The following is a 14,074-nucleotide window of genomic DNA, read 5'->3' as shown; positions in this document are numbered from 1 at the left end:
GACAGCCGTGGTCCGCATGGTGAATGAGCTCGCCGGGGGTGACTTCGCGGCTGGCCAGGGCGTACTCCAACGAGGTCAGGACCAGGTCCGCGTCCGCGCGGGCGGAGGTTTCCCAGGCCACGACCCGGCGGGAGAACGCGTCGCGGATCGCGGAGAGCCACAGCGGGCCCTCCAGCGTTGCGATCATGGTCAGGTCGGTGACCCACAGCCGGTTCGGCCCGCTCGCGGTGAACTCGCGTCGCACCAGGTCAGGGGCGAGATCGGCGTCTGGGTCACGTCGGGTGAAGCCCTTGCTCCGGCGAGGGCTGATCCCAGCGAGGCCTGCCTGCCGCATGAGCCGTTCGACCCGTTTGCGGCCGACGCGCGTGCCCTCGCGTTTGAGGACGGCGTGCACGCGGGGTGAGCCGTAGATCAATGCCAGGAAGCGTAGCTTGATCATTTTGGGGGTTCGGGCCCTTAACGCAGCGATGCTCCTGTAGAACGAGCGATCTACCACGATCGGTTTGTTCAGAACAGGAGCAACGTTGTCCTGGCAGTCTCGCATAGAGGGACCGGCGCGCGCGACGGGGCAGACGGGGCAGTTGGGGGTGTTGCGCCAGGTTGTGACACGGCAGATGGTCACCGATTCGCTGGCGGCTTCCGGCCGTGGTGATCGGCGTTGTGACGGCAAGCTGTCTGCATTGACGTGCGTGTTCTTCGTGCTCGCGTTGACGCTGTTCCCGAGAGACGGCTATCGGTCGGTGCTGTCGAAGCTGGCTGGCGGAACGGCGCGTCTGGCCGCGCGTGGTCAGCAGGTTTCCTCCTCGGCGTTGCGGCAGCGTCGCCTCGCGCTGGGCCCTGAGCCGTTCCGGTTGCTGTTCGAGCGGATCGCCGGCCCGGTCGGCGCAGTCGCGATGCCGGGGGTGTTCTGGCGGGGGCTTCGGCTGGCCTCGGTGGACGGTACGTATCTCGAGGTCGCCGACACCGCGGTGAACGCGGTGTTCGGCCGGACCCGTAATCAGCGGCGTGTCGCAGCGTTCCCCCAGGTCCACTTGGTCGCATTGATCGAGTGCGGGACCCGGGCACTGCTCGGGGCGGCGTTCGATGTCCGCCGGGTCTGTGAACAGGACCTGACGCGGCGCCTGCTGGACCGTATGCGCCCGGGGATGCTGGTGCTGGCCGACCGGGGTTTCCCGGGCTGGCTGCTGTGGGTCGACGCCGCGGCGGGCGGGGCGCATCTGCTCTGGCGGATCTCGGCGGCCGTGCTGCTGGTGCCCGATGAGATTCTGCCCGACGGCTCATGGCTCGCGACCCGTCACGCGCACAAGAACATCTGGAAATCCCTGACGGGCAGGCCCCGCTCGGTGCGGGTCCGGGTGATCGAGATGGTGGTCGCCATCGAGGCCGCCGACGGCTCGCGACGCCATGAGCCCTACCGGCTCATCACCACCTTGCTGGACCATATGGCTTTCCCCGCCGGCGAGCTCGCCGCGCTGTATCCCCAGCGGTGGGAATCCGAGCTCCAGTTCCGGGACTTGAAGATCACCCAGCGCGGGCCACGCGCTGTCCTGCGATCGAAGACACCCGAGCTGGTCAACCAGGAGATCTGGGCGTATCTCGTCACCCACCAGGCGATCCGCCACACCATCACGACCACCGCTGCCGGCCACGGGCTCGATGCCGACCGGCTCTCCTTCACCATCGCCCTTACCGTCGCCAGAGACACCCTGATCCGCACCACAGCACGGCTCGCTACCCACCTTGCTGAGATGACCGCAGCACTGCTGGCGAACCTGCACCCGACTGAACGGCGCCTGCGTGTCTGCCCCCGGGCCGTAAAACGGCCCAACGCCATCTACCCCTCGAAACCCGTCGGGCCAGGCAGCCACAGCAAGAAAATCGTCGAGTACGGGATCGAAATCATCCCACGTCAACCCGCCCCGACCACCACCGCACACCCGACCGCACCCCCAAAATGATCAAGCTACGCTTCCCGGCATTGAGCCGTAGATCCCGCCGGACTCGTCGTGGACCTGACGGATCATGCTGGTCAGCTCGGCGTCCCGGCGGCGCCGTTCGCACGGCTTCCTCTCGGCCTGGCGCCAGCGGTAGTAGGTGGCGGAGGGGATGTTCAGTTCCCGGAGTACGGGCTCGACCCCCAGATGCGGGTGCTCATCGAGGAGCGCCGTCACCCGGGCCGGGTCGGGTCGAGCTGGGCCGCGAAAAAAGCCGAGGCCGTCCGCAGAACCTCGTTCGCCCGCTTGAGCTGGACATTCTCCTTGCGTAGCGCCGCGAGCTCGGCGCGTTCGTCGGTGGTCAGCCGGTCGTCACGCTCGCCGGCGTCGGCCTCGGCCTGGCGGATCCAGCCGCGCAGGGCCTCCGGATGCACGCCGAGGTCGACAGCCAGTTTCTTGATCTGCGGCTTCGGGTCGGCGGTGCGATACATCCGTACCGCGCGCTCACGCAACTCGAGCGAGTATTTCCTGGGGGCAGCCATGGTCGATGTTCCTCTCATGAGTCCCATCTGACCCTCTGTCACGACACCCCGCATCTCGGGGGAACCTCACCCCAACGAAGACCAGAACGGAGCAGACCGGCACCAACCCGGGCCCGTGGAACCCGGCGCAGCCACAGCGACACGCGACGACCCCGACCCGAAACACAGGGAGCAGACCGGGATGAACCCATCACGTCACCAAGCAGCGATCACCGCTGACGAATCGAGGTCAGTGAGCCTCTTTCATCCTGTCTCTGAGGGATGAAAGAGCTGGTCAGGTGGGGTGCTGGTGACATGGCGAAGCCTCCGTCGTTGGTGTGGTGATTCCACTCACCACACCAACGCCGGAGGCTTCGTTGGTTCCGTATCCTGCCATGCTCGACGTGCCCCATGAGCTGGTTGAGCACGCTTCCTGGCTGCTTCACGCCCGAAGGCGTGAACAGGGCACACGGTGGCGGCTGTTGGGCTGTTTCCAGCAGGCACTCCTCGCTCTGGTCCACTTGCGGAAGAACGAGACGTTCGCCCAGCTTGGGGCCGGGTTCGGCGTGTCGGAGGCCACCGCCTGGCGCTACACCGACGAGGTCGTCGACGTCCTGATCGCCTGGGCACCCGGCCTTCACGAAGCCCTCGTCGGTCTGGGTGAGGGCGACTTCGTGATCGTCGACGGGACACTGATACCGACCGACCGACCGGACCCAGGCCGACGAGCCGTACTACTCGATGAAACATCGCCGACATGGCATGAATGTGCAGGTCATCGCCCGGCCCGACGGGATGCCCCTGTGGTTCTCCCGGGCGCTGCCCGGCCGGACCCACGACCTGACCGCAGCCTGTGTCCACGGCATCGTCCAGGCCTGCCTGACCAGGCAGGTACTCGTCCCTGGCTGACAGGGCCTACCAGGGCGCTGGCGCCACGGTCCGAACCCCCTACTACTACCACCACCGCGTCCAGCCGGAGCACTACCAAGCGTTCAACCGAGACCACGCCCGCCTGCGCGTACCCGGCGAACGAGCCTTCGCCCTCCTGAAATCCTGGCGGATCCTCAGCCGGGCACGCTGCTCCACCAACAGGATCGGCCCCATCGTGAAGGCCATCCACGCACTCCTGATCTGCGGAAACTCAGGATGAAAGAGGCTCAGTCATGCAACCCCAACGAACCGCACAGCCAAATAGTTTCGACTCAATAATTCATGACACTCCCTTCCCGAGTTCTGCGAGGGCGGTGACAATGCTCTGTGTCCAGGACAGCTGGGCTCGGTCGCGGGTAGCGAGGTCGTCGCGGGCCGGGTATCCGAATGCACCGTTTGGGTTCTGCTGAGCGGTGAGGAATGCCACGGCATCCCGGGTGATTCGGTGCTCGCCCCATTCGGCAGTGATGAGGTCGCGGACGACACTGGCGATGCGGCTCAGGTCGTAGGTTTTGATGAGGCCGGGCAGAAGGGATGCGCTGTTCTCTGGGGAATTGGACTGAGGGTTTTTCCGGGCGGTGAGTTCCGCGACTCGTTCAGGGGCGAGCAGGCCAAGTCTGCTGAGCCGGTGCACGTTTGCTGCGGCTTGCGGTGGTACTTCGGTGAGAGAGCTGATGATCTCTGAGGTTGTTTTGAGGAATCTGTCGAGTGAGGGGCAGGTGATGCCGAGTGTGCGGAGACCGGCTGCGAACTCTCCTACAACTTCCATCCCGTGTTTCTGCCATAATCCCTGGTCCGCGTCTGACAGTTGAGTGGCGAAGTGGACGAGTGCGGGCCGAGCAAGTCGTGGGTCTCCGATGGCGGTGGCTCCGTAGGCGCTGGCAGCGGCAGCGGGGAGTCCTGTCTCAGGGGGGTGCTGCACGCTGGTACGGCATAGCCATTCCGCTGCGCGATGGATCGTGTCGGCCGGGACGGTGCAGGGTCCGGGCGGCGCTGCGGCATGCTGGGGGTTACATGTGCGGGGGCTGCGGTGCAGAATCCCGGCCAGCGCTGCGACGATCGTGGTGTGGTATCCAGTAGCCCAGGATTGGTAATCGCTGTCGCCTTCAGTGATCTGCGTGTGAACGATGCCAGGTGGTCCGTTAACCCGCCCGTCCTTCTCCTGGACTGAGACCAGGAAATCCCATGCCTGGCTCACCGAGTCGGCTTCCTTCACTCCCAGACAGAGCAGGCAGCAGAGGACTTCTCCGACCAGGTCCGCGTCCTTACGGGCGCGGGTGAGCACCAGAAGCGCTTCGAGGAGTTCCACGATCTCGCCCAGGCTGGTTCCAACTGGCCACAGGGGTTCCCGCAGGCCGAAATCGGTGGCGTAGAAGACTGTGTGCGTGATGGCATAGATGTCACGGTCTGCGAGTTTAGTGACGTTCGGGCGATTACAGAGCAGCGTGAGTGGAAGAACCTGGTCCACCGTCGGCAGGGAATTTCCGATCTGACACATTTCCAGCGTGTGCAGAAGATCGAGCTGCCGGTACGGAATCCGCTCGAACACTGTTGCATATCCGCCCGAAGAGGCTTGTTGGATGATATGACGGAACTGTGGGTCATCATGCCCGCACAGCCTGAGTGCCGCATACGTGCCTGCGTAGAGAAGCAGAGCGGCTTCATCCCTGGCGATGAGCTCGCGGTATGACGGGCGGGAAGTGATGTCCTGGGCTTGCCGCATGAGCAACGCGTAGTCACCGCCGAGAGGATCCGGGTCGAGCCGGGCGCGGAGCCCGACCAGAAACGCGGTCTCAAGCAGGGCTTTACGGGTAAACATAACCCTGTCCGGGTGGGCAGAGCTCGGGTCTGTCAACGCTCGGCGCGCAGCGAGCCAGGCAACCGCCCGGGTTTCCACTGCGCGCCTTGCCGCTGAGAACTGGCCGGGTTGCATCACGTCCATCAGATACTCCGCCTCCCGGCAGTCGTCTGCGCCCTTATGGCACAGAGTCAGCTTCCTGCGTCCGAGTCTTCACGTTCGGCCGCCGCCGCGACAACGAGAACGTACTTCTCCCATGCGAGTACGTAACCCGCAACGTCATCGAGCTGGCTGATTTGAGCCACGACACGCTCCAGAGGGAGCGAGAGGTCAACCAGACCACTCGTCCTCAGGAAATCCAGAGCCTTCCGCGCATCAACAGGGGGAGGACACCTTCCTGACATTTCAGAACTCCTTGATGTAGTCGGACAGTTAGGAGTGTTATCGCCAGGAAGGATGCCTCTGACACTAGGCGCACCTGAACAGAGAAATACCCCAATCACGTCTCCCCAGTCACCGCTTGGCAAGCCGAAGTTAAACCACCCCGAAGGGTGATGTTCCCTTAATTCAAAATGAAGTTCCCCCCTGAACATTGACAGCGGGTGCTTGCGCTGCAGAGATCTTGTTGCAGCAGGGTCCGGGTCTCGAGTGGGGTGGCGTAGCCGTACTCGGAGTGCTTGCGGAGCCTGGTGCGGGGTGTTGTGCACCTCCCCTACTACCGTGGGGACCGTGACCAGGGCGACTCCGTTGCTTAATTCGGGTTCACGCGGTGAGTTGGTAGGCGAGGCGTTCGAGGCGGCTGGTGCGTTGGCGGCGGAGGGGGTGGTCGGTCCAGTGGGCGTCGAGGCGGATGATGTTGATTGCGGTGGCGGAGAAGGCGTGCTGGAGGCGGACCTTGGGCAGCCGCGGTAGCGGGCACGGCGGATCCCGGTGATGTCCAGGGCCTGGTTGACGGTGCCCTCGATGCCCGCCCGGAGGGCGTATTTGTCCTTCCAGGTTCTGGTCTTCTGCTCCGTGCGGGCTCGTGTGAGGGCTTCGTGGGCTTCTTTCGGGCGGAGGGTGAGCATGCGGGAGCCGCGGGCCGAGGTGGTGCAGCGTTTCTGTGAGGGGCAGGCCCGGCAGTCGTATCGGTTGAACTCGACGACGATGGCGGCCTGTGCGTGCTGGGTGACGGGGTGCCAGCCGATGCTGGCGTGTCCTTCGGGGCAGCGGACGGTCCGGGACTTCCAGTCGATGCGGAAGTCGCTCTTGGCGAAGCCTTCGGCGGCTTTGGCCTGCGGGGAGTGGTCGGTCATCAGCGGGGTGATCATGGTGATGTTGTTCTTCGCGGCGGTGGTGACCAGGTCGGCCGAGGGGGAGCCGGCATCGAGGTAGTGCTCGCCCGGGGCGAGGTCGCGTTCGGCGAGACGTTGCTGGATGCCGGTGGTGGCCTTCACGTCCGGCACGGTGGCGTCGGTGGTGTGCACGTCCGTGATCAGGTTCGGCCGAGGGCCGGTGCGCCGTCCGGCTTCGGCTTCGGCTTCGGCTTCGGCTTCGGCTTCGGCTTCGGCTTCGGCTTCGGCTTCGGCTTCGGCTTCGGCTTCGGCTTCGGCTTCGGCTTCGGCTTCGGCTTCGGCTTCGGCTTCGGCTTCGGCTTCGGCTTCGGCTTCGGCTTCGGCTTCGGCTTCGGCTTCGAGAGGAGCGTCGCAGCTCTCGGTCAGATGGATCTTGTATCCGCACCAGAACAGTTCCTCCCCCCTTGGCCGCCCAGCGTGCGTCGGTGTCATATGGGGAGGCCAGGCGTAATCTGCCGGGCGGGACGCCCTCCTCATCGGCGTCCCGCCTGGTGATCACCTCCCGTCCCCGGGTGTCGGTGCGCAGACTGTAGGTCTGCACCAGGACCTGCCGCAGGATCTGCACGGCCTCGACGTCACGGACCCACACCGGGGCGCCGGCCTCGTAGGCGGCCCGCACGATCGCGTAGCCTTCCTGCGCGAACACCTGCGCCAGCCGGTCCCGCTTGACCTGGGACGACGGCATGGTCCAGCCGTTGACCCTGGGGCCGTAACGGTGGGCGAACTCGGCGACGTCGATCTGTGAGGCCAGCCAGGACGGAGCCGCAACCGCCAGCGCCTCCAGCGCGGCGCGCACGCTCTCCCCGGCCAGCTCCAGCCGGTTCAGGTCCCGCACCGCGCTGATGACGTGGGTGGCATCGGTGCGCTGCTTGCCCCCGGCGCCGACCAATCCGGCCTGGAGGCAGTGGTCGACCAGCCGGTCGAGGACCACCCGCTCCAGGCCATGCTCGATGATCCGGGCGCGGAACTTGCTCAGCACGGTGAAGTCGAAGCCGGAATCGGTCAGCTCCCGCCCCAGCGCGTACTTCCACGACAGGCGGTCCCGCACCGCTTCCGCGGCTTGCCGGTCTGTCAGGTTCTCGGCGAACTGCAGGACGGTGACCAGCGACAGCACCGCCGGGGGCATCCCCGGGGCACCCCGCACGCCGAAGGCCCCGGCGAACGGCTCGTCGGCGAACACTTCGGCCAGCCGGTCACGGATCCGGATCGGCAGACTTCCGTCGGGGAACGCCGCCCGAGCCACGACCGCAGTCTGCTCCGGGACCGGCGGCAGACCTTTGGGCTGCATCGACATCGCTTTCACTCCCCACGAACACGACACGACCGGCCGCCAGCCACCGGCCGCAGAAGCGATCACGCCGCCAACAAGGCTCCACCCGCAGGCAATTGAGCAACGGAGTCCAGGGCTCTTGCAAAGTCGAATTTCTGAGGGTCATGGGTGGGAAGCGACGGTCGTACGACGCGCCCTTTCGTGAGGGCGCAGTACGGATCGTGTTGGAGACTGGGAAGTCCGCGGCGGAGGTCGCGCGGGACCTGGGCGTGCAAGAGGGCACGCTGCAGACCTGGGTTCATCGGGCCAGGGTCCGCGCGGATGCTGAGGCGGCTGGTGGACTGAACGAGTCCGAACGCGAGGAACTGCGCAGGCTGCGTGAGGAGAACAGGCAGCCTGCGCAAGGAGAACAGCGAGTTCGGGATGGAGCGCGATGTCCTCAGGCGTTCCGTGGTCCTCTGGGTGAAGGAGGCGACGAAGTGACGGTTGTGGGCTTCATCGCCGACCAGCGGACCGGGCACCACGTCCCGCACGCCGTTTCCTGCCGGGCTCTGGAGGTGTCCGAGTCCTGGTTCCACAAGTGGCGCCATCGTCCGTCGGAGCCGACGAAACGCGAGGTCAGACGGGCCGCACTGGCTGAGCGGATCACCCATTCTTCAACGCCTCCGGCCGGACGTACGGCTCGCCGAGGATCACGCTGGATCTGTGGGCCGAGGGCTGGCAGGTCTCGCAGAACACCGTCGCCGAGATCATGGCCGAGCTCGGCCTCCAGGGCCGTAAGCCCCCGCGCCGGCGGAAGAATCTGACCCGGCAGGGCAAGCGGAAAGTCGCCCGTGACCTGGTGCTTCGACGCTTCGACGCGATCGCCCCGGACGTTTTGTGGTGGGGCGATATGACCGAGATCGACACCGGTGAGGGCAAGCTCTACCTCGCGTCCGTGCACGACGCGTTCTCCCGCAGGGTGCTCGGCTACGCGATGGGGCCTCGCCACGATGCGGCCCTGGTCAGCGCGTCGCTGCAGATGGCCGCCGCGATCCGCGGCGGCAGCGTGAACGGCGTGATCTTTCACAGCGACAGGGGGTCGGAGGGCGGATTCAACCGGTCGTCGCAACACCTCGAGAATCCGGAGGTGCGCGATGGGACGTGGTAAGCAGCAGAAGGTGCCGGAGGCGCCTGCGGATGCGCGACGGCAGTGGGCGGCGGATCGGGCGATGCGACCGCCGATGCGTTCACCGGGTCGGCCGGAGCCGTCTCGTGCGGTGCAGCGGGACTTCTGGCGGCGGATCGCGTCGGGAGTGACGACGGCAGAGGCCGCGGCGGCTGTTGGCGTTTCATGGCCGGTCGGAACCCGATGGTTCCGTCACGCTGGCGGCATGCCGCCCATCAGCCTGGACGAGCCCACCGGCCGCTACCTGTCGTTCGCCGAGCGTGAGGAGATCGCGCTGCTGCGCGCCCAGGAGCTCGGCGTGCGCGAGATCGCCCGCAGGATCGGCCCCGACGCGGGCACGATCTCACGCGAGCTGCGCCGCAACGCGGCGACCCGCGGCGGCAAGCCGGTCTACCGGGTTCTGGTCGCGCAGTGGAAGGCGCAGCAGGCCGCGAAGCGCCCGAAGACCGCGAAGCTCGCAGGCGACGAAAGGTTGCGTGAATACGTGCAGGAGCGGCTCGCCGGCAGCGTCCGTCGCCTCGACGGCACGATCGTCACCGGGCCAAAGACACCTGGATGGAAGGGGCTGAACAAGCCGCATCGGCAGGACAGACGATGGGCAACGGCATGGAGCCCGGAGCAGATTTCACACCGTCTCCATGCCGACTTCCCCGAGGATGAGTCCATGCGCATCAGCCACGAAGCGATCTACCACGCGCTGTTCATCGAGGGCCGTGGCGCGCTCAAGCGGGAACTGGTCACGTGTCTGCGCACCGGCCGGGCGCTGCGGACTCCCCGTGCACGGTCACAGAACAAGCCTCAGGGGCATGTCACCGCGGACGTCATCCTCAGCGAACGCCCCGCCGAGGCCGGGGACCGCGCGGTCCCCGGACACTGGGAAGGCGATTTGATCATCGGGACGGGCCGCTCCGCAATCGGCACGCTAGTCGAGCGCAGCAGCCGCTCCACGCTCCTGGTGCACCTGCCTCGACTCGAGGGCTGGGGCGAGATTCCGCCCGTGAAGAACGGCACCTCACTCGGGGGCTATGGCGCGATCGCGATGAACGCGGCGCTCACCACGTCGATGACGCAGCTGCCCGAGCAGCTACGCAAGACCCTCACCTGGGACCGCGGGAAGGAACTCTCCGGCCATGCCCAGTTCGCTCTCGACACCGGGACGAAGGTGTTCTTCGCCGATCCGCACTCGCCCTGGCAACGACCGACAAACGAGAACACGAACGGGCTACTGCGTCAGTACTTCCCAAAGGGCACTGATCTCTCCCGCTGGTCGTCCACGGACCTCGAAGCCGTCGCCATGGCGATCAACAACCGGCCCCGCAAGATCCTCGGCTGGCGGACGCCGGCCGAAGTCTTCGAAGAGCAGCTACGCTCGCTGCAACAGCCCGGTGTTGCAACGACTGGTTGAACTCGCCCAATATGTGTCGAAGGAGTTCGCCCAGGTCTGTTCGGGGCTCGGGGTGACCAGGTCGCGGGGCGCGGTGGGCACGAGCGCGGACAACGCCACCGCGGAGAGCCTGAACGCGACCATGAAACGCGAGACGCTCCAGGGACGGAAACGGTGGAACGGGGCCCGGGAGGCCCGGCTCGCGGTCTCCCGATGGGCGACCCGCTACAACACCCGGCGCCGGCACTCCCGCCTCGGCCAGATCAGCCCGATCACCTACGAACAACGATCAACTACGCCGACCACAACCGCATAACAACCGGTGTCCACGATCACGGGGAAGGCCCCCACGCCGTCACAGCCCGGGGCGGATCAGTCCAGGACCGTCGGAGATCCTCGCAGCGTACGAGCGGACCTCGTCCGACTCCGGCACCCGCGGCCCGGGAAACGCACCCGGAGAGCGTGGCGGCCGGCCGGGGCCGAGGGCCATGCAGACGCACGTGACCGCGAGGACCGCTACCGCGGCGAGCAGCAGCGTCCACGCGGCCGGGCCGCGCAGCGCGGCCCAGGGGCCGGCGTAGTGGTGGACGGCCCACCCTGCGGCGCTCAGCGCGATGCCGAGCGCGATGCCGCCGTAGAACTGCCGCGGGTTCACCGCTGCTTCTCCCTTCCGCCCGGCGATCGCCTTCCACCGGGCCCTACCCATGCTGATACGGTCCCCACCCGCGACAGGACCCGGCCTCCCGGCGGCCGGCCCTGCCGCCTTCCCGGCCCCCGCCAGCAGCACCGGGCATCTACCGGGCGCGCCCCGTGGCCTTGGCCGGGGCGGTCTGATGCCGGTAGGCGGGGACCGCGACTACGGCCGGGACAGGTGCACCGGGGGCCGCGGCAGCGGGGATGGTGGTGGAGCGGGAGCGGGCGGCGGCCCGGGGAAACCCCGGGGCCGGGAGGCGGCCGATACTCCCGGCCAAGGACGATCCGCTCGACCAGGCCGCACTCCCAGGACCTCAGACCGGCCGTCCCCCGCGTCCCGCACGACGGGAAAACCCCGACGAGACGCGAACCGCGTGCCGAAAGTGCCAGAGGTGTGCCGCACACCCGACACCACACTCACACCACCCGTCGGCGAGCTGGCAGCGTGCCGGGGTGCTGGTCCGGTTCTGGGTCAGCAGTTGACGAAGACGGTGGTGAAGGCCTGGCAGGTGCGTTTGGTCTTGCCTTCGGTGGTGCGGCGGGCGACGTAGTCGATCGTGGGCTGGTGGAATTGCATCCGGACGATGACGGTTCGGTAGATCGCGGCGTTCAGTTGTCGGTGGCCGCCGTGGTTGATGCGGTGCAGCAACATCCGACCCGGTCAACGACTGCGCAGGCCACAGGGGTGCTGGTTGCTCGCCCGAGGCGCAAGTTGAACAGGCTCACTGACAAAGCCCCGGCCCCTGGGTATGCATCGGCGCCAATAGCCTCAGGTCACCCCAGCTGGGCACACACCTGCGCTGGTGTGTAGCCCTCGTACGTCAAAGCAGTGATCGAGGAGTAGTTCGTGAGCCAAAAAGACACGGCTTCCGCCGCCCACGCTTGGCCATATGTGCCAGCAAGGTGGTTAATGTCTAACAGGACTTGTTGTGTGTTGAGGTTGTGATGCTGCGCGTTTGCCACCACTTGTTCACATAAATGCGAGTCGGCGTTTGCGGTGGGGGTGGTGAGGGCGAGTGCGCCGAGTGTGAGAACCGCAGTGCTTGCTGCCGCAGCGAACTTCTTTCTGCTGCTCATGGTTCACCGGTCCTTGTTGGAGTAGTGCCCAGGTTGCAGGACGCTCATTGGCTGGCGTTCGCTGCTTATATCATACTCCCGAGCTCTGTGTCTCCCCTCGTAGCGTGGAGCCCTGACCCGATAAGGAGTTGAGGGTGGGGAAGCGACGTAGTTACGACGCCGAGTTCCGTGAGGGAGCCGTGCGGATCGTGTTGGAGACCGGTAAGCCGGCCGCGGAGGTTGCCCGGGATCTGGGCGTGCACGAGGGCACGCTGCAGACGTGGGGCCCGGGCCCGCGGGTCTGCGGTGGCCGGGACGGGGGCCGTTGAACGAGTCCGAGCGGGAGGAGCTGCTGAGGCTGCGCGCGGAGAACCAGCGGCTGCGCAAGGAACGTCGAGATGGGTATGGAGCGCGATGTCCTCAAGCGCTGCATGGTCTTGTGGGTGAAGTAGCTGAGGCGGACCCGGGCCGCCCAGGAGGGTGGGCGGCCCTCCATCTGCTCTGGTGATGAGTCCCCGGCCCGGCCGGAGACCACGTCATCGCCTGCGGACCGCGACCACGACGCCGAATGCTGCAGCCAGGGCCGCGCCGACCCCGCCGACCGCTGCGATCGGGGCGGTCAGCGACGGGTGGGCCACACACAGGTAGCCGGTGCCGCCCAGGACCAGGACGACCACGAGGAGCAAGAGGAGCAGCACGACCGGATCGGTGCCGGGCATCTGCGGGGCCGGCTGCGGGGGCTGGGGCTGCTGGTCGGCGGCGGACATGAGGGTTCCCTCCCGTAAGGGGCCTGCGGACGGTCCGCGGGCAGTGGGCGGAGCACGAGCTTTCGCTGCTCTCAGCCTCTGGCGGGAGCGGATCTTGCAGGAGTGGGAACGGTCGATTACCGGCCAATCGGCAACATCCAGCCGTCCTCAGGCGGGCGTTCCCGGCGTGTCATCACATGCGTGACAATCGGGCAACTGCGCTGTTCATGGACAGCGTTTGCCAGCTGAGGGGGAGGCGATGAACGGATCCGAAGACACGCCCGTGGCCGCGTACGCGGCCGCACTACGCAAGGTGGTGGCCAGCTATACCGCCACCGGCGGAACGCAGACTCGCAGTCATCCCTCTCCCGCTATCTGAGCGGGCAACGGACCGCCTCCCGCGAGACGCTCCGCGACATGCAGGCATTCCTCGAAGCGCAGGGCCTGCCCTTGCCACCTGAGGACAGCGAAGAGCTGGACGCACTGTGCGCGCAGGCCCACCTCGCCAGCGGATCTCCGGCCGTCCAGCTCGCCCAGCTCCAGGAAGAACTGGCCCGCCTGCGCGGCGAACAGCAGCAGGCGCAGCACGTCGCCGAGGCACGCCTGTCGGGACTCGAGGAACAGGCAGGCCGCCTCGCCGAGCAGCTGGAAGAGGCGCTGGCCCGCGCACAGACCGCGGAGGGCGCACGCGAGATCCTCCAGGCCCGGGTCACCGAACAGGACGAGAGCCTGCGCCAGGCCCAGGACTACATCCACCAGATCGAAGCGGAACTCGCCCAGCAGAAGGAACAGGCCCGCCTCCTGCTCCAGGAAGTCGGCGTACTACGCCAGCAGAACCGTGAGCTCGTCGAAGAACAAACACCGCGTTCCCGGGCCGTCAACGCAGGACACGAGCATGGACGCCACCCTCGCGGCCCGCCGCGCCCGGTCGCAGCGGCGGAAGAGAACCTCAAGGCAACCACCCCTCCGCAAGACCCGCGCCATCCCCTGCGGAATCCCTACGACGGACGGACGCCGCCCGGACGAGGACGGTGTACACGCGGCCCCCGCCCCCCAAGGACGGGCAGTACACGCCCGTCCGCGACACCCTCGGCGTCCTCGCCCTGACGGCCGTCATCGGCGCTCTGGGCCTGACCTTCAGCGGCGGCCTCCAAGCCACCCCCAGCCCCGCCATCTGGAAAATCGCCCTAACCGTCTTTGTCGGACTCATGGGATCAATAGGATGCTGGGCAGGAAGCCT

At 66.9% G+C, this 14,074-nt stretch carries 14 protein-coding genes and 5 pseudogenes; 9 read left to right on the top strand and 10 right to left on the bottom strand.

All coding sequences use genetic code 11. From position 1 onward, the window contains the following. Nucleotides 1-439 (bottom strand): IS3 family transposase (locus OHT74_RS40960; protein WP_328623225.1); only part of this gene is annotated, 439 nt, incomplete at its 3' end. Nucleotides 440-524: 85 nt separating this feature from the next. Between OHT74_RS40960 and OHT74_RS40955 the strand changes: the two genes are divergently transcribed. Further along, complete coding sequence (locus OHT74_RS40955; protein WP_328623224.1) at nucleotides 525-1,958, top strand: IS4 family transposase; 1,434 nt, start codon at nucleotides 525-527, stop codon at nucleotides 1,956-1,958. On the opposite strand, the gene OHT74_RS40950 is transcribed toward OHT74_RS40955, so the two are convergent. Both OHT74_RS40950 and OHT74_RS40945 read right to left on the bottom strand, forming a co-directional pair. Then, the gene (locus OHT74_RS40950; RefSeq protein ID WP_328623223.1) at nucleotides 1,959-2,171 is read right to left on the bottom strand and encodes a hypothetical protein; all 213 of its coding nucleotides are present in this window, start codon (nucleotides 2,169-2,171) and stop codon (nucleotides 1,959-1,961) included. It lies immediately after the preceding gene. After that, a complete protein-coding gene (locus OHT74_RS40945) occupies nucleotides 2,168-2,476 on the bottom strand; it encodes a transposase (RefSeq protein WP_443047677.1) in 309 nt (102 codons plus the stop codon). Before OHT74_RS40945 ends, OHT74_RS40950 begins: the two co-directional genes overlap by 4 nt. Before the next feature lie 317 nt (nucleotides 2,477-2,793). Here OHT74_RS40945 and OHT74_RS40940 point away from each other — a divergent pair. Further along, nucleotides 2,794-3,605 (top strand): annotated as a pseudogene (locus OHT74_RS40940) (transposase family protein). A gap of 60 nt (nucleotides 3,606-3,665) precedes the next feature. Here OHT74_RS40940 and OHT74_RS40935 read toward each other — a convergent pair. The 3 genes and pseudogenes from OHT74_RS40935 to OHT74_RS42355 all read right to left on the bottom strand — a co-directional run. Then, on the bottom strand, nucleotides 3,666-5,327 hold the full coding sequence (locus tag OHT74_RS40935) for a DUF6895 family protein (RefSeq protein WP_328623222.1): 1,662 nt from the start codon (nucleotides 5,325-5,327) through the stop codon (nucleotides 3,666-3,668). A gap of 47 nt (nucleotides 5,328-5,374) precedes the next feature. Beyond that, the gene (locus OHT74_RS40930; RefSeq protein ID WP_328623221.1) at nucleotides 5,375-6,949 is read right to left on the bottom strand and encodes a transposase; all 1,575 of its coding nucleotides are present in this window, start codon (nucleotides 6,947-6,949) and stop codon (nucleotides 5,375-5,377) included. 556 nt (nucleotides 6,950-7,505) lie between these two features. Then, nucleotides 7,506-7,643: pseudogene (locus tag OHT74_RS42355) on the bottom strand (transposase); the annotation flags it as partial. A gap of 308 nt (nucleotides 7,644-7,951) precedes the next feature. On the opposite strand from OHT74_RS42355, the pseudogene OHT74_RS40920 reads away from it, so the two are divergent. The 5 genes and pseudogenes from OHT74_RS40920 to OHT74_RS40900 form a co-directional block, all read left to right on the top strand. Next, nucleotides 7,952-8,116 (top strand): annotated as a pseudogene (locus OHT74_RS40920) (transposase); the annotation flags it as partial. A 338-nt stretch (nucleotides 8,117-8,454) separates the two neighbouring features. Continuing rightward, nucleotides 8,455-8,565: pseudogene (locus OHT74_RS40915) on the top strand (transposase); the annotation flags it as partial. Further along, complete coding sequence (locus OHT74_RS40910) at nucleotides 8,539-8,937, top strand: DDE-type integrase/transposase/recombinase (protein WP_443047676.1); 399 nt, start codon at nucleotides 8,539-8,541, stop codon at nucleotides 8,935-8,937. The pseudogene OHT74_RS40915 and the gene OHT74_RS40910, both read left to right, overlap by 27 nt. A 61-nt stretch (nucleotides 8,938-8,998) precedes the next feature. Further along, a complete protein-coding gene (locus OHT74_RS40905; protein WP_443047764.1) occupies nucleotides 8,999-10,360 on the top strand; it encodes an IS30 family transposase in 1,362 nt (453 codons plus the stop codon). Nucleotides 10,361-10,364: 4 nt separating this feature from the next. After that, a pseudogene (locus tag OHT74_RS40900) lies at nucleotides 10,365-10,655 on the top strand (integrase core domain-containing protein); the annotation flags it as partial. A gap of 39 nt (nucleotides 10,656-10,694) precedes the next feature. Here the strand turns inward: OHT74_RS40900 and OHT74_RS40895 are convergent. From OHT74_RS40895 to OHT74_RS40885, 3 genes are all read right to left on the bottom strand, one after another. Then, nucleotides 10,695-11,045: a hypothetical protein gene (locus OHT74_RS40895; RefSeq protein ID WP_328623218.1), complete on the bottom strand. Its 351-nt coding sequence runs from the start codon at nucleotides 11,043-11,045 to the stop codon at nucleotides 10,695-10,697. Nucleotides 11,046-11,504: 459 nt separating this feature from the next. Beyond that, nucleotides 11,505-11,684 carry a hypothetical protein gene (locus OHT74_RS40890; RefSeq protein ID WP_328623217.1) on the bottom strand — a complete coding sequence of 60 codons (180 nt, stop codon included), beginning with the start codon at nucleotides 11,682-11,684 and terminating at the stop codon, nucleotides 11,505-11,507. A gap of 122 nt (nucleotides 11,685-11,806) precedes the next feature. After that, the gene (locus OHT74_RS40885; protein WP_328623216.1) at nucleotides 11,807-12,109 is read right to left on the bottom strand and encodes a hypothetical protein; all 303 of its coding nucleotides are present in this window, start codon (nucleotides 12,107-12,109) and stop codon (nucleotides 11,807-11,809) included. Between the two features lie 134 nt (nucleotides 12,110-12,243). On the opposite strand from OHT74_RS40885, the gene OHT74_RS40880 reads away from it, so the two are divergent. Next, nucleotides 12,244-12,417 (top strand): transposase, encoded by a 174-nt coding sequence (locus tag OHT74_RS40880; RefSeq protein ID WP_443047674.1) that lies wholly within the window; start codon nucleotides 12,244-12,246, stop codon nucleotides 12,415-12,417. 207 nt (nucleotides 12,418-12,624) lie between these two features. On the opposite strand, the gene OHT74_RS40875 is transcribed toward OHT74_RS40880, so the two are convergent. After that, the gene (locus tag OHT74_RS40875) at nucleotides 12,625-12,855 is read right to left on the bottom strand and encodes a hypothetical protein (protein ID WP_328623215.1); all 231 of its coding nucleotides are present in this window, start codon (nucleotides 12,853-12,855) and stop codon (nucleotides 12,625-12,627) included. A 396-nt stretch (nucleotides 12,856-13,251) separates the two neighbouring features. Between OHT74_RS40875 and OHT74_RS40870 the strand changes: the two genes are divergently transcribed. Further along, on the top strand, nucleotides 13,252-13,941 hold the full coding sequence (locus OHT74_RS40870) for a hypothetical protein (protein WP_328623214.1): 690 nt from the start codon (nucleotides 13,252-13,254) through the stop codon (nucleotides 13,939-13,941). Nucleotides 13,942-14,074: the final 133 nt, after the last annotated feature.

The sequence above is a fragment of the Streptomyces sp. NBC_00354 genome (genome assembly GCF_036106915.1).
Lineage (GTDB): Bacteria > Actinomycetota > Actinomycetes > Streptomycetales > Streptomycetaceae > Streptomyces.
This window is presented reverse-complemented; position numbering and strand designations above follow the sequence as displayed.

Bases quoted from the DNA above. Each gene is read 5' to 3' on its own strand.
- OHT74_RS40870 (WP_328623214.1), top strand. From the start codon at position 13,252: ATGCAGGCATTCCTCGAAGCGCAGGGCCTGCCCTTGCCACCTGAGGAC.
- OHT74_RS40895 (WP_328623218.1), bottom strand. From the start codon at position 11,045: ATGGGTAGGGCCCGGTGGAAGGCGATCGCCGGGCGGAAGGGAGAAGCA.
- OHT74_RS40910 (WP_443047676.1), top strand. From the start codon at position 8,539: ATGGCCGAGCTCGGCCTCCAGGGCCGTAAGCCCCCGCGCCGGCGGAAG.
- OHT74_RS40935 (WP_328623222.1), bottom strand. From the start codon at position 5,327: ATGGACGTGATGCAACCCGGCCAGTTCTCAGCGGCAAGGCGCGCAGTG.
- OHT74_RS40885 (WP_328623216.1), bottom strand. From the start codon at position 12,109: ATGAGCAGCAGAAAGAAGTTCGCTGCGGCAGCAAGCACTGCGGTTCTC.
- OHT74_RS40930 (WP_328623221.1), bottom strand. From the start codon at position 6,949: ATGACACCGACGCACGCTGGGCGGCCAAGGGGGGAGGAACTGTTCTGG.
- OHT74_RS40945 (WP_443047677.1), bottom strand. From the start codon at position 2,476: ATGGCTGCCCCCAGGAAATACTCGCTCGAGTTGCGTGAGCGCGCGGTA.
- OHT74_RS40875 (WP_328623215.1), bottom strand. From the start codon at position 12,855: ATGTCCGCCGCCGACCAGCAGCCCCAGCCCCCGCAGCCGGCCCCGCAG.
- OHT74_RS40905 (WP_443047764.1), top strand. From the start codon at position 8,999: ATGCGACCGCCGATGCGTTCACCGGGTCGGCCGGAGCCGTCTCGTGCG.
- OHT74_RS40890 (WP_328623217.1), bottom strand. From the start codon at position 11,684: ATGTTGCTGCACCGCATCAACCACGGCGGCCACCGACAACTGAACGCC.